Raw genomic sequence first — 18,926 nt, 5'->3', positions numbered from 1 at the left:
TCATGATCCTTGTTTTGACAAAAGTTGCAGCCGCTGCACACCAATCGGCTCGTCTTTCAAGAGCGGCACCAGCGCATAGCGACTGGCGTGGTGGGTCGCAACGGCCTCAATCTCACGCAGCTCGTTGTGAGCTCGTGCTTGTAGCAAAGGCGATGTCACGGCAGCTGCCGCGACACTGTTGTTGATGACCCAGGCCCAGGGCTCAATGCCGGCGCGGCGCAGGTCGGTTTGCAGATTGGCCGCCTCCAGCACCGGCGTGGTCTCGGCCAGCGTGACGATCAGCACCTTGGTTTGCTTGGGGTCTTGCAACTGCATCATGGGGGTGGTGAAGTGCCTGCCGCTGCTGCCCATCTGGCGCGCGACGTCGCGGTGGTAGGCGCCGGTGGCGTCGAGCAGCAGCAGCGTGTGCCCGGTAGGCGCGGTGTCCATCACCACAAATTTCTTGCCAGCCTCACGGATCACGCGCGAGAAGGCCTGGAACACCGCGATTTCTTCCGTGCAGGGCGAGCGCAGGTCTTCTTCCAGCACGGCGCGGCCAGCGGCATCGAGCTTGGCCCCTTTGCTGGCCAGCACGGCGGCGCGGTATTGTTCGGTGACTTCTTGCGGGTCGATGCGGCTGACCGTCAGGTGTTCCAGCGTGCCGTCCAGCGTTTCCATCAAGTGCGCGGCCGGGTCGGAGGTGGTCAGGTGCACGGGCAGGCCGCGCGTGGCCAGCTCCACCGCGACAGCCGCAGCGAGCGTGGTTTTACCGACACCGCCTTTGCCCATCAGCATGACCAGCCCGTGGCCCTCACACGCTATGGTCTCGACCAGGGAGGCCAAGCTGGGGGCGCTGATATGGGGTGCACCAGGTGGTACGTCCGCTGCCGTCGGCACTGCGGGTTCGGCCACCGCCAGCAACTGACGCAAGGCCGCCAGCCCAACCAGATTGAACGCCTTGAGTCCGATTTGATCGGTGGGCAAGTCGCGCAACGCGTCAGGCAAATTCGCCAACACGGCCTGCTCGCGGTCAAAAATAGCCTGTGCCAGCGCATCGTGGACGGTTTCGGACTCCGGGAACACACCGTTGATCACCAGATACTGCTTCGACAGGCCAATACCCGCCAGCTCGCCATGCGTGCGGGCTGCTTCATTTAAAGTAGCTGCTTGCGCCCGTGCCACCAGCACCAGGCGCGTGCGCGCCGGGTCAGCCAGGGCATCCACCGCCGCCTTGTACTGGGTGCGCTGCTTCTCCAGCCCGGCCAGGGGGCCCAGGCAGGAGGCGTCGCCCTTGCCGTCTTCCAGAAAACCGCTCCAGGCACCGGGCAACTGCAACATACGAATGGTGTGGCCGGTGGGGGCGGTGTCAAAAATGATGTGGTCAAAATTCTGCGTGAGCGCGCCATCCGTGAGCAGCGCAGTGAATTCGTCAAACGCGGCAATCTCGGTGGTGCAGGCGCCCGAGAGCTGCTCTTCAATGCCCTTGACCACGGCATCAGGCAGCACGCCGCGCACCGGGCCGACGATACGGTCGCGGTAGGCTTGGGCAGCCGCTTGTGGGTCGATCTCCAAGGCGCTCAAATTTGGCACCTCAGCCACGTTGGTGATCTGGTTGCCGATGCGGATGCCAAACACCTGCCCCACGTTGGAGGCCGGGTCGGTGCTGACCAGCAAGACGCGCTTGTTCAAGCGTGTGAGTTCCAGTGCGCTGGCGCAGGCGATGGATGTTTTGCCGACACCGCCCTTGCCGGTGAAGAACAAAAACCGAGGAGCTTGGTCGAGGAATTTCATCTTGTTCTCAACGCGAAATGCCGTTCGTGGTGAGCTTGGCCTGTCCTGAGCTTGCCGAAGGGTCGAACCACCCCTTCGACGGGCTCAGGGCGAACGGTTTCATCATTCGGGGCGGTCGTCGAGCCATGAGAGTCAGCAGCAAGCACCACCCGAGCAGCAGTTGCCCGAGGGCGCGGCTTGCGGGTCAGCAGTGGGCAATTCAGAAGCTGATGCCACGGCGCCCAGCCAGCGCGCCAAGTCATCACGCGTGGGATAACGCCCGGCAAAAGCCACTTCACCGTCGACCAGTGTGATCGGCAAAGCTGCCTCACCCGAGCGCTCCAGCAAGCCTTTGACGGCAGCGTTGTCGGCAAACGCCATGGGCTGTTGCGCCAGGTTGAAGCGCTCAACGGCCAACCCATTTTGTTTGGCCCAATCGACATCGGCTGAGAAAGTGACCAAGGCCTGGTCAACGTCGGTGCCGCAAACGCCGCTGCTGCAGCACAGGGCTGGGTCAAATACTTGCACTTTTTTCATGATGAATTCCTTGGGTATAAAAATGGACTCAACCCGGCATTACCGTGCCAATGCGATCCAGTTCGGCCTTGAGCTTTTGCGGGTAGTGCTGCAGCGCATCCAGCGGCAGCGCTAAAAAAGCTTCAATGCGCGCGCGCAAGATGCGGTAGGCCGTCATGAAGGCGGCATCAATTTCTGCGTCGGTGCCAACGGCGTGCACCGGGTCTTCGACACCCCAGTGGGTGCGCAACACCGGGCCCAGGTAAGCCGGGCAGACTTCACCGGCGGCATTGGCACACACGGTAACCACAATATCAGGCGTTTGCGGCAAGTTGTCCCACGACTTGCTGGTAGTGCCCGCAGTCGCAATGCCCTCATGCGCCAGCAAGGCCAACGAGCGCGGATGCACATAGCCGCTGGGGTGGCTGCCCGCGCTCATGGCTTGCCAACCCTTGGGGGCCAGGTGATTGAAGGTGGCCTCAGCCAGGATCGAGCGGCAGGAATTGCCGGTGCACAAAAAGAGAATGTTCATGGTTCAGACAGAAGTGAAGTTGGAGATTGAAGAACGCAGGCCGTCACAGCAATGGCCCTGGAAACCATCAGGCGCAAACCGGCGCCAGGCAAATCTCGGCGCACTGCTCGGGGTGGCCGGCGCAGCACTCTGCGGTCAGATACCCGATCAGCTCCTGCATCAACGCCAGGTTGGCGCGGTACCTTTGATAACGACCTTCCTGCACCACTGACACAAGCTGCGCGTGCGCCAAGGCCTTCAGGTGAAACGACAGATTGGTCGGTGGCACCTCCAGCGCGCTGCCAATTTCTCCCGCCACCAAACCCTGCGGCCCGGTTTTGACCAGCAGGCGGTAAATATCCAGGCGCACACCCGAGGCGAGCGATTCAAAAATGGTGGTGGCGAGTAATTTGTCCATAGTGCGATGATACAAGATTAATTGAAGCATTGAACAAATGCGGCGACCGGCACAATTATTTGTGCCAAATCAGGCTCTAGCCCCCGTCCAGTATGGGCTAGTCGCTATAAATTTATGAGTAAGCGCCAACCTGGACACAGGCGGCGCAAATACAAGCCTTGCGGCGCGCGTGCGCCGGGACGCTGGCGAGCAGATCGGCAGAGAACATGGCCTGGTTGCACCAGCACGGCGGCTGCTTGATGCCGGTCACACGTTCCAGTTGCCCGGCGCATTGGTTGGATTGCCCGCACAGCGGGCAGCGCGTGGGGTCAATGGGCTCGGTTTCTTGCATGGGGCCACTCCGGTGCTGGGCCTTGGCACCAGCACCAACGCTCAGGTCTAGAGCTTGGCGTCTTCGATCAGCACCTTGTAGCTATAACCGGAACCAAAATCCTTGTTGGTCCGCACCACGCCGGTCACGGTCACAACAGCGCCGAGTTTTGCCTCGGCGGCGGTGGTCACCAAAACGTCATTGGTCCCATCGGCTTCCAACCCGGTGCCGTCGCGCAGGTGGATCCAGTTTTTGCCCATGATGCCGCCGTTGTACTTGACCACCTTGCCGCTGACCCGCACCGGCTTGTCTTTCAGTTCAGTTGCCTTGGTGATCACTTCAGCCACGGTGCGTGCATTGGCGCCGCTGGCCTTGGCAACCTTGATCGGGCTGGTGTCCACCACTTTGGCAACAGCGGCAGGCGCGCCAGCCAATGCCTGGCCCGTGCCGCCCAGGGTGCCGAAAAGAATCTTCGGAAACGTCTTTTTGAGCGTTTTGCTCTCAAAATTAGTCATGGTTGTTGAATTTTCAATCGTGACCTTGGCGCCCACCTTGACCGGCGCCTTGCTGACCGCGGCCCAGATTTCACCGTCCTTGGTCTTGAGACGCAGGTAGGTATAAATTTCAACGTCCTTCACCTCAAGGACTTCGCCCGAGACACCGGCGGCCGCGGGCGCAACGGGGGCGGATTTATCAGCGGCCCAACTGGACGTCGCAAAGGGGGTGGCGGCAAGCAGACAGACCAGCAGCAGGTTCTTCATGGATTCATCCTTCGTTAACAAAGCAAAGACAAAAGCATACCAGCTATGCCCGCTGCGACGTTTGACGCGGATCAGCAAGAACTTGAGCTTCTGTCGCATCGGCACTCAAAGAGCGTGGCTGATCGACCCGTTCGCACGATGCCGGCAAACACAAATAGTGCTGCGCCAGCTCGGTGAACGCATCAACCTGCGGGTCGAGCCCGGTTTCCTGCAACAGAATGGCACCCACCTGCGCCGCCAGGGAGCTGGCCAGGCGGGCATCGAGAAACAGCAAGCGGGAACGGCGCGCCAGGACGTCTTCGACGGTGATCGCATACTCGTAACGCGCCGCGAAGCGCACCATGGCTTCGGTCAGGCCGTCGCACAACACGGATTGCGCGCCGGGCAGGCTCATCACCAGGGCCTGTTCGTTGCCATACGAATGCAGGCCCGGCGGCTGACTGATGGAGTGTGCTTCGCCCGGCGTCTCATCGGCGCCGACCAGTTTCAAATCGACGGTGACGCCGGCCGCACGCGCGTCGATCAGAGACTTGGCGGCGCACTGCGCCAGCACGTCTTCGGCCATGGCGCGGTAGGTGGTCCACTTGCCGCCGGTCACCGTGACCAGCCCACTGCGGCTGACCAGCACCGTGTGCTCGCGGCTCAAGCCCTTGGTGTTGTCGCCCTCGTCGTCTGGCGGCTTGACCAGCGGGCGCAAGCCGACCCAGATACTCTTGACATCCGAGCGTTTGGGCGCACGACGCAGATAACGCGCCGATTCGGTCAGAATGAAATCAACTTCTTCCTTGAACGCCAGCGGCTCGCGCGCCAGGTCATGGCGTGGCGTGTCGGTGGTGCCGAGAATCACCTTGCCCAGCCAGGGCACGGCAAACAAGACACGGCCATCGGCAGTTTTGGGCACCATCAAGGCGGTATCACCACCCAAAAATTCACGATCCACCACCATGTGCACGCCCTGACTGGGTGCCACCATCGGTTCGGTGGGCCGCCTGCCATCGGCACCATTGGCGGCGCCATCTTTCTGGCGCAGCTCATCGACCCAGACCCCAGCGGCGTTAACGACGCAGCGCGACTGGATGCGGTAGGTCTGGCCGCTGAGCGTGTCTTGACAGACCAGTCCGGCGACTTTGCCCTCCTGGTAAAACAAATCAAGCGCGCGGCAGTAGTTCACCAGCAGCGCGCCACGCGCCGCCGCCGTGCGGCCCAGCGCCAGTGCCAGGCGTGCGTCGTTGAACTGGCCGTCCCAGTACTTGACGCCGCCCTTGAGCCCCTGTGGCTGCGCCGCGGGCAACAGCGCCAGTGTCTTGGCGCGGCTTAAAAATTCGGTACGTCCCAGGCCGGCTTTGCCCGCCAACGCGTCATACAGGGTGAGCCCAATGCCATAAAAAGGCATCTCCCACCACTTGTACGAGGGCATCACAAACGCCAGCGGCTGTGCCAGATAAGGCGCGTTGTGCAGCAGCGTGGTGCGCTCGCGCAATGCCTCGCGCACCAGTCCAATATTGCCCTGCGCCAGGTAGCGCACGCCGCCATGCACCAGCTTGGTGGCGCGCGAGGAGGTGCCTTTGGCAAAGTCATGCGACTCGACCAGCACCACGCTAAAGCCGCGCGCCGCTGCGTCCAGCGCCACGCCCAGGCCGGTCGCGCCACCGCCCACAATGGTGATGTCATAGTGGCGCGGCGCGGCCAGACGGCTGATCAATTCGGCCCGATGGGTCAATAAGGGCTGCGTTGGGGTGACCATGAATCAAGGTTCTCGGCTATTCGAAAAATCTTGCTGGCGTCTGCGTTATGCGCATCACCAGCCGGAAAAAAGGCCGTGTGATGTTGTTGCTCACACGGCCGCACTTTAGAGCATTGAAAGTCTCAAGACGCTGGTTAACGGACCTTGCCGTTCTTCCAGGCGGTCAACAACGTGTCATAGGCAATGGTTTCACCCTTGGGCTTTTCGTTGGCCAGTTTCTTCCAGGGTGCGCCCTTGTCGCTTAGCCACTTGTTGGGATCGCCCTTGGGGTTGAGCTTGGGTGCGCATTGCGCCATGCCCGCGCGCTCCAGCCGAGCCATGACACTGTCCATTTCGTCAGCCAGGTTGTCCATCGCTTGTTGCGGCGTTTTTTCACCCGTTACCGCCACCGCCACGTTCTTCCACCACAGTTGTGCCAGTTTCGGATAGTCGGGCACGTTGGTGCCGGTCGGTGTCCAGGCCACGCGCGCCGGGCTGCGGTAGAACTCCACCAGACCGCCGAGCTTGGGCGCCATGTCGGTCATGGCCTTGCTCTGAATGTCGGACTCACGAATCGGCGTCAGACCCACGATGGTTTTCTTCAGCGACACCGTCTTGGCCGTCACAAATTGCGCATAGAGCCAGGCGGCGGCCGTCTTGTTGGCATCGTGGTCCTTGAAGAAGGTCCACGAACCCACGTCCTGGTAGCCGTTTTGCATGCCTTGCTTCCAATACGGGCCGTTCGGGCCGGGTGCCATGCGCCACTTCGGCGTGCCGTCAGCATTCACCACGGGCAAACCGGGCTTGATCATGTCAGCGGTGAAGGCGGTGTACCAGAAAATTTGCTGCGCAATCTGGCCTTGTGCGGGCACCGGACCGGACTCCCCAAAGGTCATGCCACTGGCCTCCTTGGGTGCGTATTTCTTCATCCAGTCCACGTACTTGGTCAATGCATAGACGGCTGCGGGCGAGTTGGTGGCCCCGCCGCGCGACACCGAGGCCCCCACCGGTGTGCACTTGTCCGCGCCAACCCGAATGCCCCACTCATCAACCGGCATGCCATTGGGGATGCCAATATCTGCCGTACCGGCCATCGACAGCCACGCATCGGTAAAGCGCCAGCCCAGCGATGGGTCTTTTTTGCCGTAGTCCATGTGGCCATAAATCGGCTTACCATCAATGGTCTTGACATCTTCGCTGAAGAAGGCGGCGATGTCTTCGTAGGCGCTCCAGTTCAGCGGCACCCCCAGGTCGTAACCATATTTGGCCTTGAACTTGTCCTTCAGGTCGGCCCGCGCAAACAGGTCAGCGCGGAACCAGTACAGATTGGCAAACTGCTGGTCCGGCAGCTGGTACATTTTTTTGTCCGGCGCCGTGGTGAAGCTGGTGCCAATGTAGTCTTTCAGGTCCAGACCCGGGTTGGTATATTCCTTGCCCGCACCGGTCATGTAATCGGTCAGATTCATGATCTTGCCGTAGCGGTAGTGGGTGCCAATCAGGTCCGAGTCTGAAATCCAGCCGTCGTAAATCGACTTGCCAGATTGCATGGAAGTTTGCAGTTTTTCGACCACATCACCTTCCTGGATGATGTCGTGCTTGACCGTGATGCCCGTGATCTCGGTAAACGCCTTGGCCAGCGTCTTGGACTCGTATTCGTGTGTGGTGATGGTCTCGGAGACGACAGCGATTTCATTCACGCCTTTGGCCTTGAGCTTTTTGGCTGCGTCAATAAACCACTTCATTTCAGCGGCTTGTTTGTCTTTGGACAGGGTGGACGGCTGAAACTCAGCGTCAATCCACTTCTTGGCCGCAGCCTCATCAGCCCAACCTTGACTGGACATTGCGCTGCAGGCTACCGCCACTGCCAACGCGCTAAAACGCAACTTCATAATCGATCTCCTCAGATGTGTATGCCCCTGATTCAAAGGCTGCTTCGGCTCCAGGGGACAACAAGCCGATCCTTGAAACACTCGCCACTACCCTTTGCGCATGATCAATGCCAACACGCCCATGGACGCCACGAAGCTGATCCAGATCGAGGGCTCTGACTCCAGACTCAGCCAGAGCACCAGACGACCGCTGAGGCCGACAAACGCCAGATTGATGTAGGCGGCGCTCAACAATCCAATGAACAAGCGGTCTCCGCGCGTGGTCGCGATCGGCAGAAAGCCGCGCCGCATAACCGTGGGTGACTTGATCTCCCACACCGTCATGCCAACCAGCATGAGCGCAATACAACTGAAAAAAACGGCGACGGGTGTCGTCCAGGCCATCCATTCAAACATTCATTTCTCCTAATCAGACTCTGCCCATCGCGAAACCCTTGGCGATGTAGTTGCGCACAAACCAGATCACAATCGCGCCCGGCACAATCGTCAACACACCGGCGGCGGCCAGCGTGGCCCAGTCCATGCCGGAGGCCGACACGGTGCGTGTCATGATGGCCACAATCGGCTTGGCATTCACGCTGGTCAGGGTGCGTGCCAGCAGCAGCTCGACCCAACTGAACATGAAGCAGAAGAACGCCGCCACACCGACACCGGCCTTGATCAGCGGCAGGAATATCTTGACAAAAAACGCGGGGAACGTGTAGCCGTCGATGTACGCGGTTTCATCAATTTCACGCGGAATGCCGCTCATGAACCCTTCCAGAATCCAGACCGCCAAGGGCACGTTGAACAGCAGGTGTGCCAAAGCGACGGCCAGGTGCGTGTCCATCAAACCCACGGTGGAATAGAGCTGAAAGAAGGGCAGCAAAAACACGGCAGGCGGTGTCATGCGGTTGGTCAGCAACCAGAAGAACACATGTTTGTCACCCAAAAAGCTGTAGCGTGAAAACGCGTAGGCGGCAGGCAAGGCCACCGTGATCGAAATCACGGTGTTGATGACGACATAAATCAAGCTGTTGATGTAGCCCGAGTACCACGAAGCATCGGTCAGGATGGTCTTGTAATTGTCCCAGGTGAAGTGCTGCGGAAACAGCGAAAAACTGGCCAATATTTCTCCGTTGGTCTTGAATGACATATTGATCATCCAGTACACCGGCAGCAAGGCAAACACGATGTACACAAGCAGGAACAAAGTCCGCTTTTGAAACGCCGGCTTATTCATGGCCACCCTCCTTTTCCTGCGTGCCTACGCGCTGCATCCAGTTGTACAAAATAAAACACAGCAGCAGGATGATCAGGAAATAGATCAACGAGAAAGCCGCCGCCGGGCCAATGTCAAACTGGCCGACCGCCTTGATGGTCAGGAACTGCGACAGAAAGGTGGTGGAGTTGCCAGGGCCGCCGCCGGTCAGCACAAAAGGCTCGGTATAAATCATGAAGCTGTCCATGAAGCGCAACAGCACGGCAATCATCAAAACACCGCGCATCTTGGGCAACTGCACATACCGAAACACCGCCAACTTGCTGGCGCCGTCAATGCGGGCCGCCTGGTAATAGGCGTCCGGAATGGAGCGCAGGCCGGCATAACCCAGCAAACCAACCAGCGGTGTCCAGTGCCAGACATCCATCAACAACACCGTCAGCCAGGCGTGGGTGGCGTTGCCGGTGTAGCTGTATTCGATGCCCAGCCCCTGCAACGCAGCGCCCATCAAGCCAATGTCGGTACGCCCGAAAATCTGCCAGATGGTGCCCACCACATTCCATGGAATCAGCAGGGAGAGCGACACGATCACCAGCACGGCGGATGACTTCCAGCCCTGCGCTGGCATTGACAGCGCCAGCAGAATGCCCAGCGGCAGCTCTACCGCCAGCACCGAGAGCGAGAACGTCAATTGCCGCAGGAGCGCACCATGCAACTCTTCATCGCGCATGATGGCGGCAAACCATTCGGTGCCCACAAACACGCGCCGCTCGGGCGAGATGATGTCCTGCACCGAATAGTTGACCACCGTCATCAGCGGCACGATGGCCGAGAAGGCCACGCAAATCAACACGGGCAGGATCAGGAACCAGGCTTTCTGGTTGACCGGCTTGATGGTCGTACTCATGCGACGATCTCCTCATTTTGATAAAAGCAGGTGTGCTCGCCCAGGACTTGCAGCCAGACCGTGTCGCCGTGGCTCAAGTGACCGGCATCCGACGACAAGCGCGCCTTGACGGTCTGGCCGGCAAAACTGGTGCTCAACATGACGTGGGTGCCCACGTCCTGCACCTGCGCTACCGTCATCGGCAGGGCGCCGGGTGTGTGCGGCGCCACCAGCACCACGTACTCGGGCCGCACGCCCAACTTGATGACACCGGGCGGCAGCGCTTGCCCTGGCCGCGGCACCAGGACAGCATCCGCAACGTGAAAACCAGTCTGATCGGCTTGGCCACTCAAAAAGTTCATGCCCGGCGAGCCGATGAAATGCCCGACAAAGGTATGACTGGGGCGTTCAAACAGCTCGGCCGCCGAGCCCACCTGCACCGCACGGCCGCGCGCCATCACCACCACGTGATCGGCAAAGGTCAGCGCTTCCACTTGATCGTGCGTGACGTAGATCATGGTCAGCTTGAGCTCGTGGTGAATCTGCTTGATCTTGCGCCGCAGTTGCCATTTCAGATGCGGATCAATCACCGTCAGCGGCTCATCGAACAACACCGCCGACACATCGGGGCGCACCAGGCCACGGCCCAAGGATATTTTTTGTTTTTCATCTGCCGCCAGATTGGCGGCAAGCTGGTTCAACTGGCCGCTCATTTCCAGCATCTCGGCAATCTCGCCCACCCGTTTTTTGATCTGCTCTTTGGGCACCTGTCGATTGCGCAAGGGAAAGGCCAGGTTTTCTGCCACCGTCATGGTGTCGTAAATCACCGGGAACTGGAACACCTGGGCAATGTTGCGCGCCTGCGGCGAGGCGCGCGTGACATCGACCCCATCAAAACGCACGCTGCCCTGCGACGGAGCCAGCAAGCCCGACATGATGTTGAGCAGGGTGGTCTTGCCACAGCCTGAGGGGCCCAGCAGCGCGTAGGCGCCGCCGTCTTCAAATGTCATCCTCAAGGGCAGGAGCGCGTAGTCGCTGTCCTGTTTGGGATTGGGCGCGTAGGCATGCGCCAGATCGAGTTCAATGCGTGCCATGTCAGCGCCCTCCGCCGCGTACGGGCGCCAGCAGCAGCATCCCTTGTTCATCAAAAATATAGACCTGTGCCGGACTGAGGTACAGGGTGACTTGCGCACCCAATTCAAAGTAGTGCACACCGGTCAATTGCGCCACCACCTCGCCCACCAGGGTGGCCACATGCACAAAAGTGTCCGACCCCGAAATCTCAGCCAGTTCGACCTTGCCGGGCAGGTCCACATCACCGTCTTGCGCCTGCCCCCGCAAGGCACTGGCGCGCAAGCCCACGGTGAATTTGCGCGATGTCGTGGCGGGCAAAGCCAAAGGCAGCAACGGTCCCCCGTTCAACTGCACGCCCGTCGCCGCGGCACTGGCGGCCAACAAATTCATCGGCGGATCACTGAAGGCCCGCGCCACGCGCAGCGACTTAGGCTTGTGAAAGACTTCTGCTGTGGGGCCATACTGCAGCAGTTCACCCTCATCCATCACCGCGGTGTAACCACCCAGCAAGAGCGCTTCACCGGGTTCGGTGGTGGCATAAATCACGGTGGAGTTGCCCTCCGCAAACAGGGCGCTGAGCTCGTCACGCAACTCCTCGCGCAGCTTGTAATCGAGATTGACCAGCGGCTCATCGAGCAGCATCAAGGGCGCACCTTTGGCCAGGGCACGGGCCAGCGCCACCCGCTGCTGCTGGCCGCCCGAGAGCTCTGCCGGGTAGCGCTCCAGGAACATCTCGATGTGCAGTTTTTCAGCCAGTGCGTTGACACGCTGCTCAATGTTTTTTTCGCCGCTCAACTTCAAGGGCGAAGCAATGTTGTCGCGCACTTTCAAAGACGGGTAGTTGATGAACTGCTGGTACACCATGGCCACATTGCGCTTGCGCACCGGCACACCGACCACACTTTCCCCGTTGACCAGCACGTTGCCGTGGCTGGGCACATCAAGCCCGGCCATGATGCGCATCAAGCTGGTCTTGCCCGCCTGGGTGGCCCCCAGCAACACCGTCACCGCACCGCTGCACGGTTGCAGGCTCATGTCGTAAAGCCAGGTCTGGCTGCCGACTTTTTTACCGATGCCCTCAAGCGTCAAATGCATCACACGACCTTTACAGATGAAGTTTTAACTGAATCGACTATTGAATGCCGCGAATTATTGTTCGTTCTTATTCCTTTTGTATCGGTATTTACCCTATAAATGTTCTTTTCGTTTCGTTTTAGAGTTAGCACATCTGCCAATTCAAGACAAAATACAAACATGAAACCCAACCCCAGACAGCTCACCTTGCTCGCCCTGCTGCAGACCCAGGGCTCGGTCACGGTAGAACAACTGGCCGACAAATTGGGCGTGACGCTGCAAACCGTGCGCCGTGACGTGCAGCGCCTGGACGACGAGGGTTTGCTGACGCGTTTTCACGGCGGCGTGCGTGTGCCCAGCTCAACGGTCGAAAACATTGCACACCAGCAGCGTGAAAACCTTCATGCCGACGGCAAAAATCGCATCGCGCGCGCGGTTGCTGCTGCGGTGCCCAGTGACTGCTCGCTGATCCTGAACATTGGTACCACGACGGAGGCGATTGCGCGTGCGCTCTTGCATCACAGCGGGCTGCGCGTGATCACCAACAACCTCAACGTCGCCACCATCCTCAGCGTCAACCCCAAGTGCGAAGTGATTGTGGTCGGCGGCGTGGTCCGCGGACGGGACCAGGGCATCGTCGGTGAGGCCGCGGTGGACTTCATACGCCAATTCAAGGTGGACATCGCCATCATCGGCATCTCGGGCATAGAGGCCGACGGCTCGTTGCGCGACTATGACTTTCGCGAGGTGAAGGTGTCGCAAACCATCCTCTCGCATGCGCGCGAGGTCTGGCTGGCCGCGGATAGCAGCAAGTTCAACCGCCCGGCCATGGTGGAGGTGGGCACCCTGGCCCAGATTGACCGGCTGTTTACCGATGCACCGCCGCCCGAGCCGTTTCCAGCCCTGCTGGCTGAGGCACAAGTTCGTTTTGAGGTAACCCTATGACTTATTTGCTCGCTCTTGACCAGGGCACCTCCAGCTCGCGCAGCATTGTGTTCAATGCCCAGGGGCAAGTGGTGGCCCAGGCGCAGCAGGAACTCACGCAAATCTACCCGCAACCCGGCTGGGTCGAGCACGATCCGCTTGAAATCTGGCGTACCCAGCTGGCCACCGCACGTGAGGTGCTGGCCAAGGCCGGCATTGAGGCCCGTGAGGTGCGCGCCTTGGGCATCACCAACCAGCGCGAAACCACCGTGGTGTGGAACCGCAAAACCGGTGCACCGATTCACAACGCCATCGTCTGGCAAGACCGGCGGGCCGAGCCGACCTGCGTTGACTTGCGCGCACGCGGCCTGACGCCCACGGTCCAGGCCAAAACCGGCTTGCTGGTTGACGCCTATTTCTCCGGCACCAAGCTTAAATGGATTCTGGACCACGTCCCTGGCGCGCGCCAGCAGGCCGAAAACGGCGAACTGGCCTTTGGCACGGTGGACAGTTGGCTGATCTGGCAGCTCACCCACGGCACCGTTCACGCCACCGATGTCAGCAACGCATCGCGCACCATGCTGTTCAATGTACACAGCAACCAGTGGGACGATGAACTGCTGCAGGCGCTCGATATTCCGGCCAACTTGCTGCCCGTTATCAAGCCCTCCAGCGCGCTGTTTGGCGAGGTCAGCCCAGATTTATTGGGTGCTGCCATCCCGATCGGCGGCGTGGCAGGCGACCAGCAAAGCGCCTTGTTCGGCCAGGCCTGCTTCAAACCCGGGATGGTGAAGAACACCTATGGCACCGGCTGCTTCATGCTGATGCACACCGGCCACAGCTTCCAGACCTCGACCAACGGCCTGATCACCACCAGCGCGGCACAAACCACGGCGCAGCCTGAATTTGCCATGGAAGGCAGCGTGTTTGTCGGTGGCGCCGTGGTGCAGTGGTTGCGCGACGGCTTGCGCGCTATTCCGAGCAGCTCCGAAGTGCAGGCGCTGGCCGAGAGCGTGCCTGACGCGGGCGGCGTGATGGTGGTGCCCGCCTTCACCGGGCTGGGAGCGCCCTACTGGAAGCCTGACGCGCGCGGCACCATCACGGGCTTGAGCCGTGGCAGCACGCTGGCGCACATCGCCCGCGCGGCGCTGGAGAGCATTGCTTTTCAAAGCGCCGCCCTTCTGCAGGCCATGAGCCGCGACGCCGTGCACGCTGGCGGCAGCGCGGTGGCGGAGTTGCGCGTCGATGGCGGCGCTTGCGTCAACGACCTGCTGATGCAATTTCAGGCCGACTTGTTGGGCATTGCGGTGGTGCGCCCGGCGGTGATTGAAACCACCGCACTCGGGGCCGCTTACTTGGCCGGGCTGGCCACCGGCGTTTACCGAAGTACGGACGAAATCAGTACATTGTGGCAAGCCGAGCGACGCTTTTTGCCCACGCTGGCACCTGAGCGTGCGGCTGAACTGATGGAGCACTGGGAACATGCGGTGCGGCAAACCGTGCTTTGATTAAACTCCCCCACTTGAATCTCGCGGGACAGACCGCAGCGACACGCAGTGCGCAAGCTCTGTCCTCAACCAATTAAGGATATTCATGACCCAACGCATCGCATTCATTGGCGGCGGCAACATGGCCAGCGCCATCATCGGCGGCTTGATCAAGCAAGGTTTGGCCCCCAGTCAGATTGACGTGGTGGAGCCCCTGGCTGAAGCGCGCGACAAGCTCGCCAGCAGTTATGGCCTGCAGCCCCACGCCGAGGCGGGGGCATTTTTAGCCCAGGCCGACTTGGTGATCTGGGCCGTCAAGCCACAAAGCTTCAAGGACGCCGCACTGGCCGTGGCGCCCCACACCCCAGGCGCCTTGCACCTGAGCGTCGCCGCCGGCATTCCCAGCGACAGCATCGCGCGCTGGCTCGGCACCGAGCGCGTGGTTCGCGCCATGCCCAACACACCGGCGCTGATCGGCAAAGGTATCAGCGGCCTGTTTGCCCGCCCGGCAGTGTCAAGCGCGGACAAGGACTGGATCGGCCAGGTGATGGCCAGCACCGGCGAGTTTCTCTGGCTTGACGCCGAAGGGCAACTGAACGCGGTCACTGCCCTGTCGGGCTCCGGCCCCGCCTACGTTTTTTACTTCATGGAAGCGATGACCACCGCCGGTTGTGAAATGGGATTGAGTCGCGAGCAGGCGCACCAGCTGACGGTGGCCACCTTTGTCGGAGCCAGTGAACTGGCCCGCACTTCGAGCGAGCCGCCCAAAGTCTTGCGCCAGCGCGTCACCTCCAAGGGCGGCACCACCTTTGCGGCCATTTCTTCGATGGAAGACGGCGACCTGCAGGCCGAATTCATCAACGCCATCTACGCCGCCCGGCAACGAGCCCAGGAGTTGGGCGACGAATTGGGCGGTGAGTAGCACTTCAGCAACCGACCAGATGCGCGCCTTTTGTTGAACGTCGTTGGTTTTTGAACTGAGCACCAAGCTTTGAAAGCTGTCTTTTTCAACGCCTTGTTGAGGGGCATCGGGCGGGCGTGGATACTGATTGTTTCTTTGGTTGTAGCACTGTCATTGGTGCGTCTGGGGCAATTGGCGTATTTTTGGCCAGCGGGCTATCAAGTGCCCACCTCGGACGTGGCGGCGGTCATCTTGCAGGGGTTGCGGTTTGACCTGAAGGTCAGTGCTGCTGCGGGTTTTTTGCTGCTGCTGGTCTTACCCTGGGTAACAGGTCGCGTCAACGTGCGTATTGGCACAGCGGTCGCGTTCGGCTACATCATGATGTCTTTGATCAACCTGCACTATTTTGGTTTTTACAAGACACCCATCGATTCGCTGGTGTTTGGGCTGATGGAGGATGACACCGTTGCCGTATTACAAACCATTTGGCGCGACTTCCCGGTTATTCTGACCATGTTGTTAGGCATCGCCCTCACTGCGGGCACGGTTGCTGGTCACGGCTGGTTGCTTCGTCACATGAAGCCGGACACCCTGCTGCAGGCCAGTCCTGTTGTCCTGAAACTCGCCGTGATCGTGGTGGCACTTTTTGCCATCTTGTTGGCCGGCAAAGGCACTCTGCGCGCGATGGCGCTGCAACGCCAACACCTGACGATCACCACCTCCCAGTTTTTGAATGACATGGTGCCCAACGGCGTGATTGCGCTGAAATACGCTTGGGACAGCAGGGGTATGTCTCAAAATCTTAAAAACCCCTTGGTTGGGCTGAAATCCTTGGGGTTTGATTCACCGCTGGCTGCGGCTGAGGTGCTGGGGCTGCCACACGACAGCGAGGCTGCGTTGAAAGCGGCCCTGCGCACCCATGAACCGGTGCCAGACGGGGCCAAGAAGAACCTGGTTTTTTTCTTGATGGAGTCCTGGAGCGCAGAGCCCCTGCTGTACCAAAGCCCCCGTTTCGATGTGATGGGGCGCATGACCCCGACGTTGGACAAAGCCTGCCATTTCAGCAACTTTGACTCTGCGAACGGCGGCACCCACCCGTCTTTGGAAGCCATCTTGTTTTCAACACCGATCACGCCCCTGACGCTGGGTGATGTGGGGCGCAAGCCCATCGCCTGGTCGATTCCGCTGGTGGTTCGCCAAGCCGGGTACCAAACGCTGTTTGTGACATCCAGCCGGGCGGGTTGGCGCGATCTCAACCGTGTGCTCAAGGTACAGGGCTTTGACGAGGTGGTGGACGCCAACACACTCAAAGCAGCCTATCCGGAAGCCAATTTGGGTATTTGGGGCGTCTGGGATGGTTATATCTTCAAGTACCTGAAAAAACGGCTCGCTGCGCAGCCTGCCGACCGGCCCATTTTTATATTTGTACTGTCCTCCACCAACCATCCGCCCTACGACCTGCCTGCCGACTACAAGCGTGTGCCCCGTGACATGGCGCTGTGGCGCGGCGAGACCAACTCGGACACGCTGGAGTTGAACCTGGACTCCTACCACTACGCCACCGACCTTCTGGGTGAGTTTGTGCAAGATGTCCAGCATGGACCGCACTACGGCAACACGATCCTGGCCGCCACGGGGGACCACAATGTGCGGTCCTTTGGCGTGTACGCCGAGGCGCGGCGGCGCTATCTGATGCGCCAGGTTCCCTTCGTGATTTGGGGCAAGGATTTGTCCTGCGGCAACCAGCAGACCTTGCCTGCCAGTCACCGGGACATGTTCAGCACGCTGCTGCCCTTGGTGGGTGTGGCGGGACCTTACATCAATGCCGGGCGAAATCTGCTGCAACCGCTGGCAGACAAGCCCAACCCGATCAACGCGCCGCGCGCATTGTTCTTTACCGGCGAAGCCCGCAACGCCCAAGGCATGTGGCAGTTGGGTAACAAAGATTCTTTTTCCTGCAGTTCAGTTGAGACGCCGACCGAAGACTGCCGCTTCAATCCGCTAGACGACCTTCAGGAGCGCGCGCGTTATGGCCTGCTTGACTGGAACGTACGCACCTCGCTGGGAAAGTAAGGCCCGATCGAAGGGCCGACCCTGGGTCAGGCGAACAGCAAAACGAGCCACACGGCGGCAATGTTCACCAGACTGACAAACTGGGCCGCACTACCCAAGTCTTTGGCGCGTTTGGCCAAAGGGTGTTCGTTCAATGAGGTGTGATCAACTGCCGCCTCGACGGCAGAGTTGATGAGTTCGACAACGATGCTAAACAGATGCGCGAAAAGAAGGATCATCCTGGAGACGCTTGGCAGCGGGAGCCACAGCATCACGCCAGCACCCACAACAGCCAACAGGCAAACCTGCCGGAAAGCGGCTTCGTGTGTCCAGGCCGCTTTTAAACCGTCCATCGAGTAGCCGAGGGCGTTCGCTATCCTGCCCATTCCCGTTTTCCCCTTGAAGGGGCTTTTCTCAGTTTCTTGCATGAGGATAAGTGATGTGTACGTCTGCATATTCGGGAACAGCAGACAGCTGAAACATGAAAATGTGACCGGTTGACGGGCTGCTTCTGCTTTGGCTGGCTATTGAACAGCGTAGCTGCCCGCAATACCCACAAACAAGGTAAAGCCGAGCCAGTGGTTCAGGCGAAAGGCCTTGAAACAACCCTCACGCGAACGGCTGCGAATCAGGGTGTAATGCCACGCCACTTGGCCGAAGGCGAGCGCAAATGCTATGGTAAAAAGAGCGCCTTGCACATACGGCATCAGGGCCACATCCCAAATGACTATAAATGCAAGGTAGCAGAGCAGGATCACCGGCACATCCAGGCGCCCCAAGGTAATGGCTGAGGTTTTCAGGCCCAGCCGAATATCATCGTCGCGGTCCACCATGGCGTACTCGGTGTCATAGGCCAGCACCCAAAACAGGTTACCCAGCATGAGCAGCCAGGCCAGGCGCGGCACCTCGCCCAGCACGGCGGCAAAAGCCATCGGAATCCCCATGCCAAAAGCCACGCCCAGCACCGCTTGCGGCATGGAGACATAACGTTTGGCATAGGGGTAAGCCAGCGTGATGGCCAGCGCGGCACCGGATATGCCAATGGTGATGGCGTTGGTGGTGAGCACCAGCGCAAAGGCCAGCAACGCCAGCACCGCGCCCAGCCCCAGCGCCTCTTTCACCGACACGGCGCCGGTGGTCACGGGCCGCGCCGCGGTGCGCTTGACGTGGCGGTCAAAGTCACGGTCGGCCACGTCGTTGATGCAACAACCGGCGCTGCGCATCAGGATCGTGCCGAGCGTGAACACACTCAAGAGATGCCAGCCCGGGAAGCCACCCGACGCAACCCACAAGGCGCTCAAGGTGGGCCACAGCAGCAGCAGCCAGCCGGCCGGGCGGTTCCAGCGAATGAGATCCAGGTAGAGGGCGAGTCGAGATTGCAGCGGCGAGCGCAGGCGGGATGAAGCGGGTTTCACAGGAATTTTTCAGGCTAGAAGAAACACGGGTATGC

At 60.2% G+C, this 18,926-nt stretch carries 19 protein-coding genes; 4 read left to right on the top strand and 15 right to left on the bottom strand.

Going from position 1 to position 18,926, the window contains the following annotated elements:
- The 13 genes from arsA to WA157_RS10130 all read right to left on the bottom strand — a co-directional run bounded on the left by arsA (position 1) and on the right by WA157_RS10130 (position 12,133).
- Entirely contained in the window at positions 1 to 1,770 is a 1,770-nt protein-coding gene (gene arsA / locus WA157_RS10190) for an arsenical pump-driving ATPase (protein WP_422620842.1), read from the bottom strand.
- 132 nt (positions 1,771 to 1,902) lie between these two features.
- Positions 1,903 to 2,286 (bottom strand): arsenite efflux transporter metallochaperone ArsD, encoded by a 384-nt coding sequence (arsD, locus tag WA157_RS10185; protein ID WP_422620841.1) that lies wholly within the window; start codon positions 2,284 to 2,286, stop codon positions 1,903 to 1,905.
- 28 nt (positions 2,287 to 2,314) lie between these two features.
- Positions 2,315 to 2,797, bottom strand: coding sequence for an arsenate reductase ArsC (locus WA157_RS10180; RefSeq protein WP_422620840.1), 483 nt, complete (start codon positions 2,795 to 2,797; stop codon positions 2,315 to 2,317).
- Between the two features lie 67 nt (positions 2,798 to 2,864).
- The gene (locus tag WA157_RS10175; RefSeq protein WP_422620839.1) at positions 2,865 to 3,194 is read right to left on the bottom strand and encodes an ArsR/SmtB family transcription factor; all 330 of its coding nucleotides are present in this window, start codon (positions 3,192 to 3,194) and stop codon (positions 2,865 to 2,867) included.
- A 112-nt stretch (positions 3,195 to 3,306) separates the two neighbouring features.
- The gene (locus WA157_RS10170; RefSeq protein ID WP_422620838.1) at positions 3,307 to 3,525 is read right to left on the bottom strand and encodes a cysteine-rich CWC family protein; all 219 of its coding nucleotides are present in this window, start codon (positions 3,523 to 3,525) and stop codon (positions 3,307 to 3,309) included.
- Between the two features lie 47 nt (positions 3,526 to 3,572).
- Complete coding sequence (locus tag WA157_RS10165) at positions 3,573 to 4,265, bottom strand: nucleotide-binding protein (protein ID WP_422620837.1); 693 nt, start codon at positions 4,263 to 4,265, stop codon at positions 3,573 to 3,575.
- A 43-nt stretch (positions 4,266 to 4,308) separates the two neighbouring features.
- Positions 4,309 to 6,009 carry an FAD-dependent oxidoreductase gene (locus WA157_RS10160; protein ID WP_422620836.1) on the bottom strand — a complete coding sequence of 567 codons (1,701 nt, stop codon included), beginning with the start codon at positions 6,007 to 6,009 and terminating at the stop codon, positions 4,309 to 4,311.
- A gap of 134 nt (positions 6,010 to 6,143) precedes the next feature.
- Positions 6,144 to 7,877 (bottom strand): ABC transporter substrate-binding protein, encoded by a 1,734-nt coding sequence (locus tag WA157_RS10155; protein WP_422620835.1) that lies wholly within the window; start codon positions 7,875 to 7,877, stop codon positions 6,144 to 6,146.
- Positions 7,878 to 7,964: 87 nt separating this feature from the next.
- The gene (locus tag WA157_RS10150) at positions 7,965 to 8,273 is read right to left on the bottom strand and encodes a DUF2160 domain-containing protein (RefSeq protein WP_422620834.1); all 309 of its coding nucleotides are present in this window, start codon (positions 8,271 to 8,273) and stop codon (positions 7,965 to 7,967) included.
- A 13-nt stretch (positions 8,274 to 8,286) separates the two neighbouring features.
- Positions 8,287 to 9,099, bottom strand: coding sequence for a carbohydrate ABC transporter permease (locus WA157_RS10145; protein WP_422620833.1), 813 nt, complete (start codon positions 9,097 to 9,099; stop codon positions 8,287 to 8,289).
- A complete protein-coding gene (locus WA157_RS10140) occupies positions 9,092 to 9,985 on the bottom strand; it encodes a carbohydrate ABC transporter permease (protein WP_422620832.1) in 894 nt (297 codons plus the stop codon). Before WA157_RS10140 ends, WA157_RS10145 begins: the two co-directional genes overlap by 8 nt.
- Complete coding sequence (locus WA157_RS10135) at positions 9,982 to 11,058, bottom strand: ABC transporter ATP-binding protein (protein WP_422620831.1); 1,077 nt, start codon at positions 11,056 to 11,058, stop codon at positions 9,982 to 9,984. The genes WA157_RS10140 and WA157_RS10135 overlap by 4 nt, the downstream gene beginning before the upstream one ends.
- A gap of 1 nt (position 11,059) precedes the next feature.
- Entirely contained in the window at positions 11,060 to 12,133 is a 1,074-nt protein-coding gene (locus tag WA157_RS10130; RefSeq protein WP_422620830.1) for an ABC transporter ATP-binding protein, read from the bottom strand.
- Positions 12,134 to 12,292: 159 nt separating this feature from the next.
- Here WA157_RS10130 and WA157_RS10125 point away from each other — a divergent pair, with 159 nt between their 5' ends.
- The 4 genes from WA157_RS10125 to WA157_RS10110 all read left to right on the top strand — a co-directional run bounded on the left by WA157_RS10125 (position 12,293) and on the right by WA157_RS10110 (position 17,497).
- Positions 12,293 to 13,057 (top strand): DeoR/GlpR family DNA-binding transcription regulator, encoded by a 765-nt coding sequence (locus tag WA157_RS10125; protein WP_422620829.1) that lies wholly within the window; start codon positions 12,293 to 12,295, stop codon positions 13,055 to 13,057.
- The gene (gene glpK / locus WA157_RS10120) at positions 13,054 to 14,544 is read left to right on the top strand and encodes a glycerol kinase GlpK (protein ID WP_422620828.1); all 1,491 of its coding nucleotides are present in this window, start codon (positions 13,054 to 13,056) and stop codon (positions 14,542 to 14,544) included. Before WA157_RS10125 ends, glpK begins: the two co-directional genes overlap by 4 nt.
- Positions 14,545 to 14,629: 85 nt before the next feature.
- Positions 14,630 to 15,445, top strand: coding sequence for a pyrroline-5-carboxylate reductase (gene proC, locus WA157_RS10115; protein WP_422620827.1), 816 nt, complete (start codon positions 14,630 to 14,632; stop codon positions 15,443 to 15,445).
- A gap of 69 nt (positions 15,446 to 15,514) precedes the next feature.
- Positions 15,515 to 17,497: an LTA synthase family protein gene (locus WA157_RS10110; protein ID WP_422620826.1), complete on the top strand. Its 1,983-nt coding sequence runs from the start codon at positions 15,515 to 15,517 to the stop codon at positions 17,495 to 17,497.
- A gap of 26 nt (positions 17,498 to 17,523) precedes the next feature.
- Here the strand turns inward: WA157_RS10110 and WA157_RS10105 are convergent, their stop codons facing one another.
- Both WA157_RS10105 and ubiA read right to left on the bottom strand, forming a co-directional pair.
- Positions 17,524 to 17,904, bottom strand: coding sequence for a diacylglycerol kinase (locus WA157_RS10105; protein WP_422620825.1), 381 nt, complete (start codon positions 17,902 to 17,904; stop codon positions 17,524 to 17,526).
- A gap of 96 nt (positions 17,905 to 18,000) precedes the next feature.
- Positions 18,001 to 18,891: a 4-hydroxybenzoate octaprenyltransferase gene (ubiA, locus tag WA157_RS10100; RefSeq protein ID WP_422620824.1), complete on the bottom strand. Its 891-nt coding sequence runs from the start codon at positions 18,889 to 18,891 to the stop codon at positions 18,001 to 18,003.
- Positions 18,892 to 18,926: the final 35 nt, after the last annotated feature.

Source organism: Rhodoferax ferrireducens (genome assembly GCF_049302455.1).
Lineage (GTDB): Bacteria > Pseudomonadota > Gammaproteobacteria > Burkholderiales > Burkholderiaceae_C > Rhodoferax > Rhodoferax ferrireducens_B.
The sequence above is the reverse complement of the archived record's forward strand: the minus strand, read 5'-3'. Positions and strand labels throughout refer to the sequence as shown.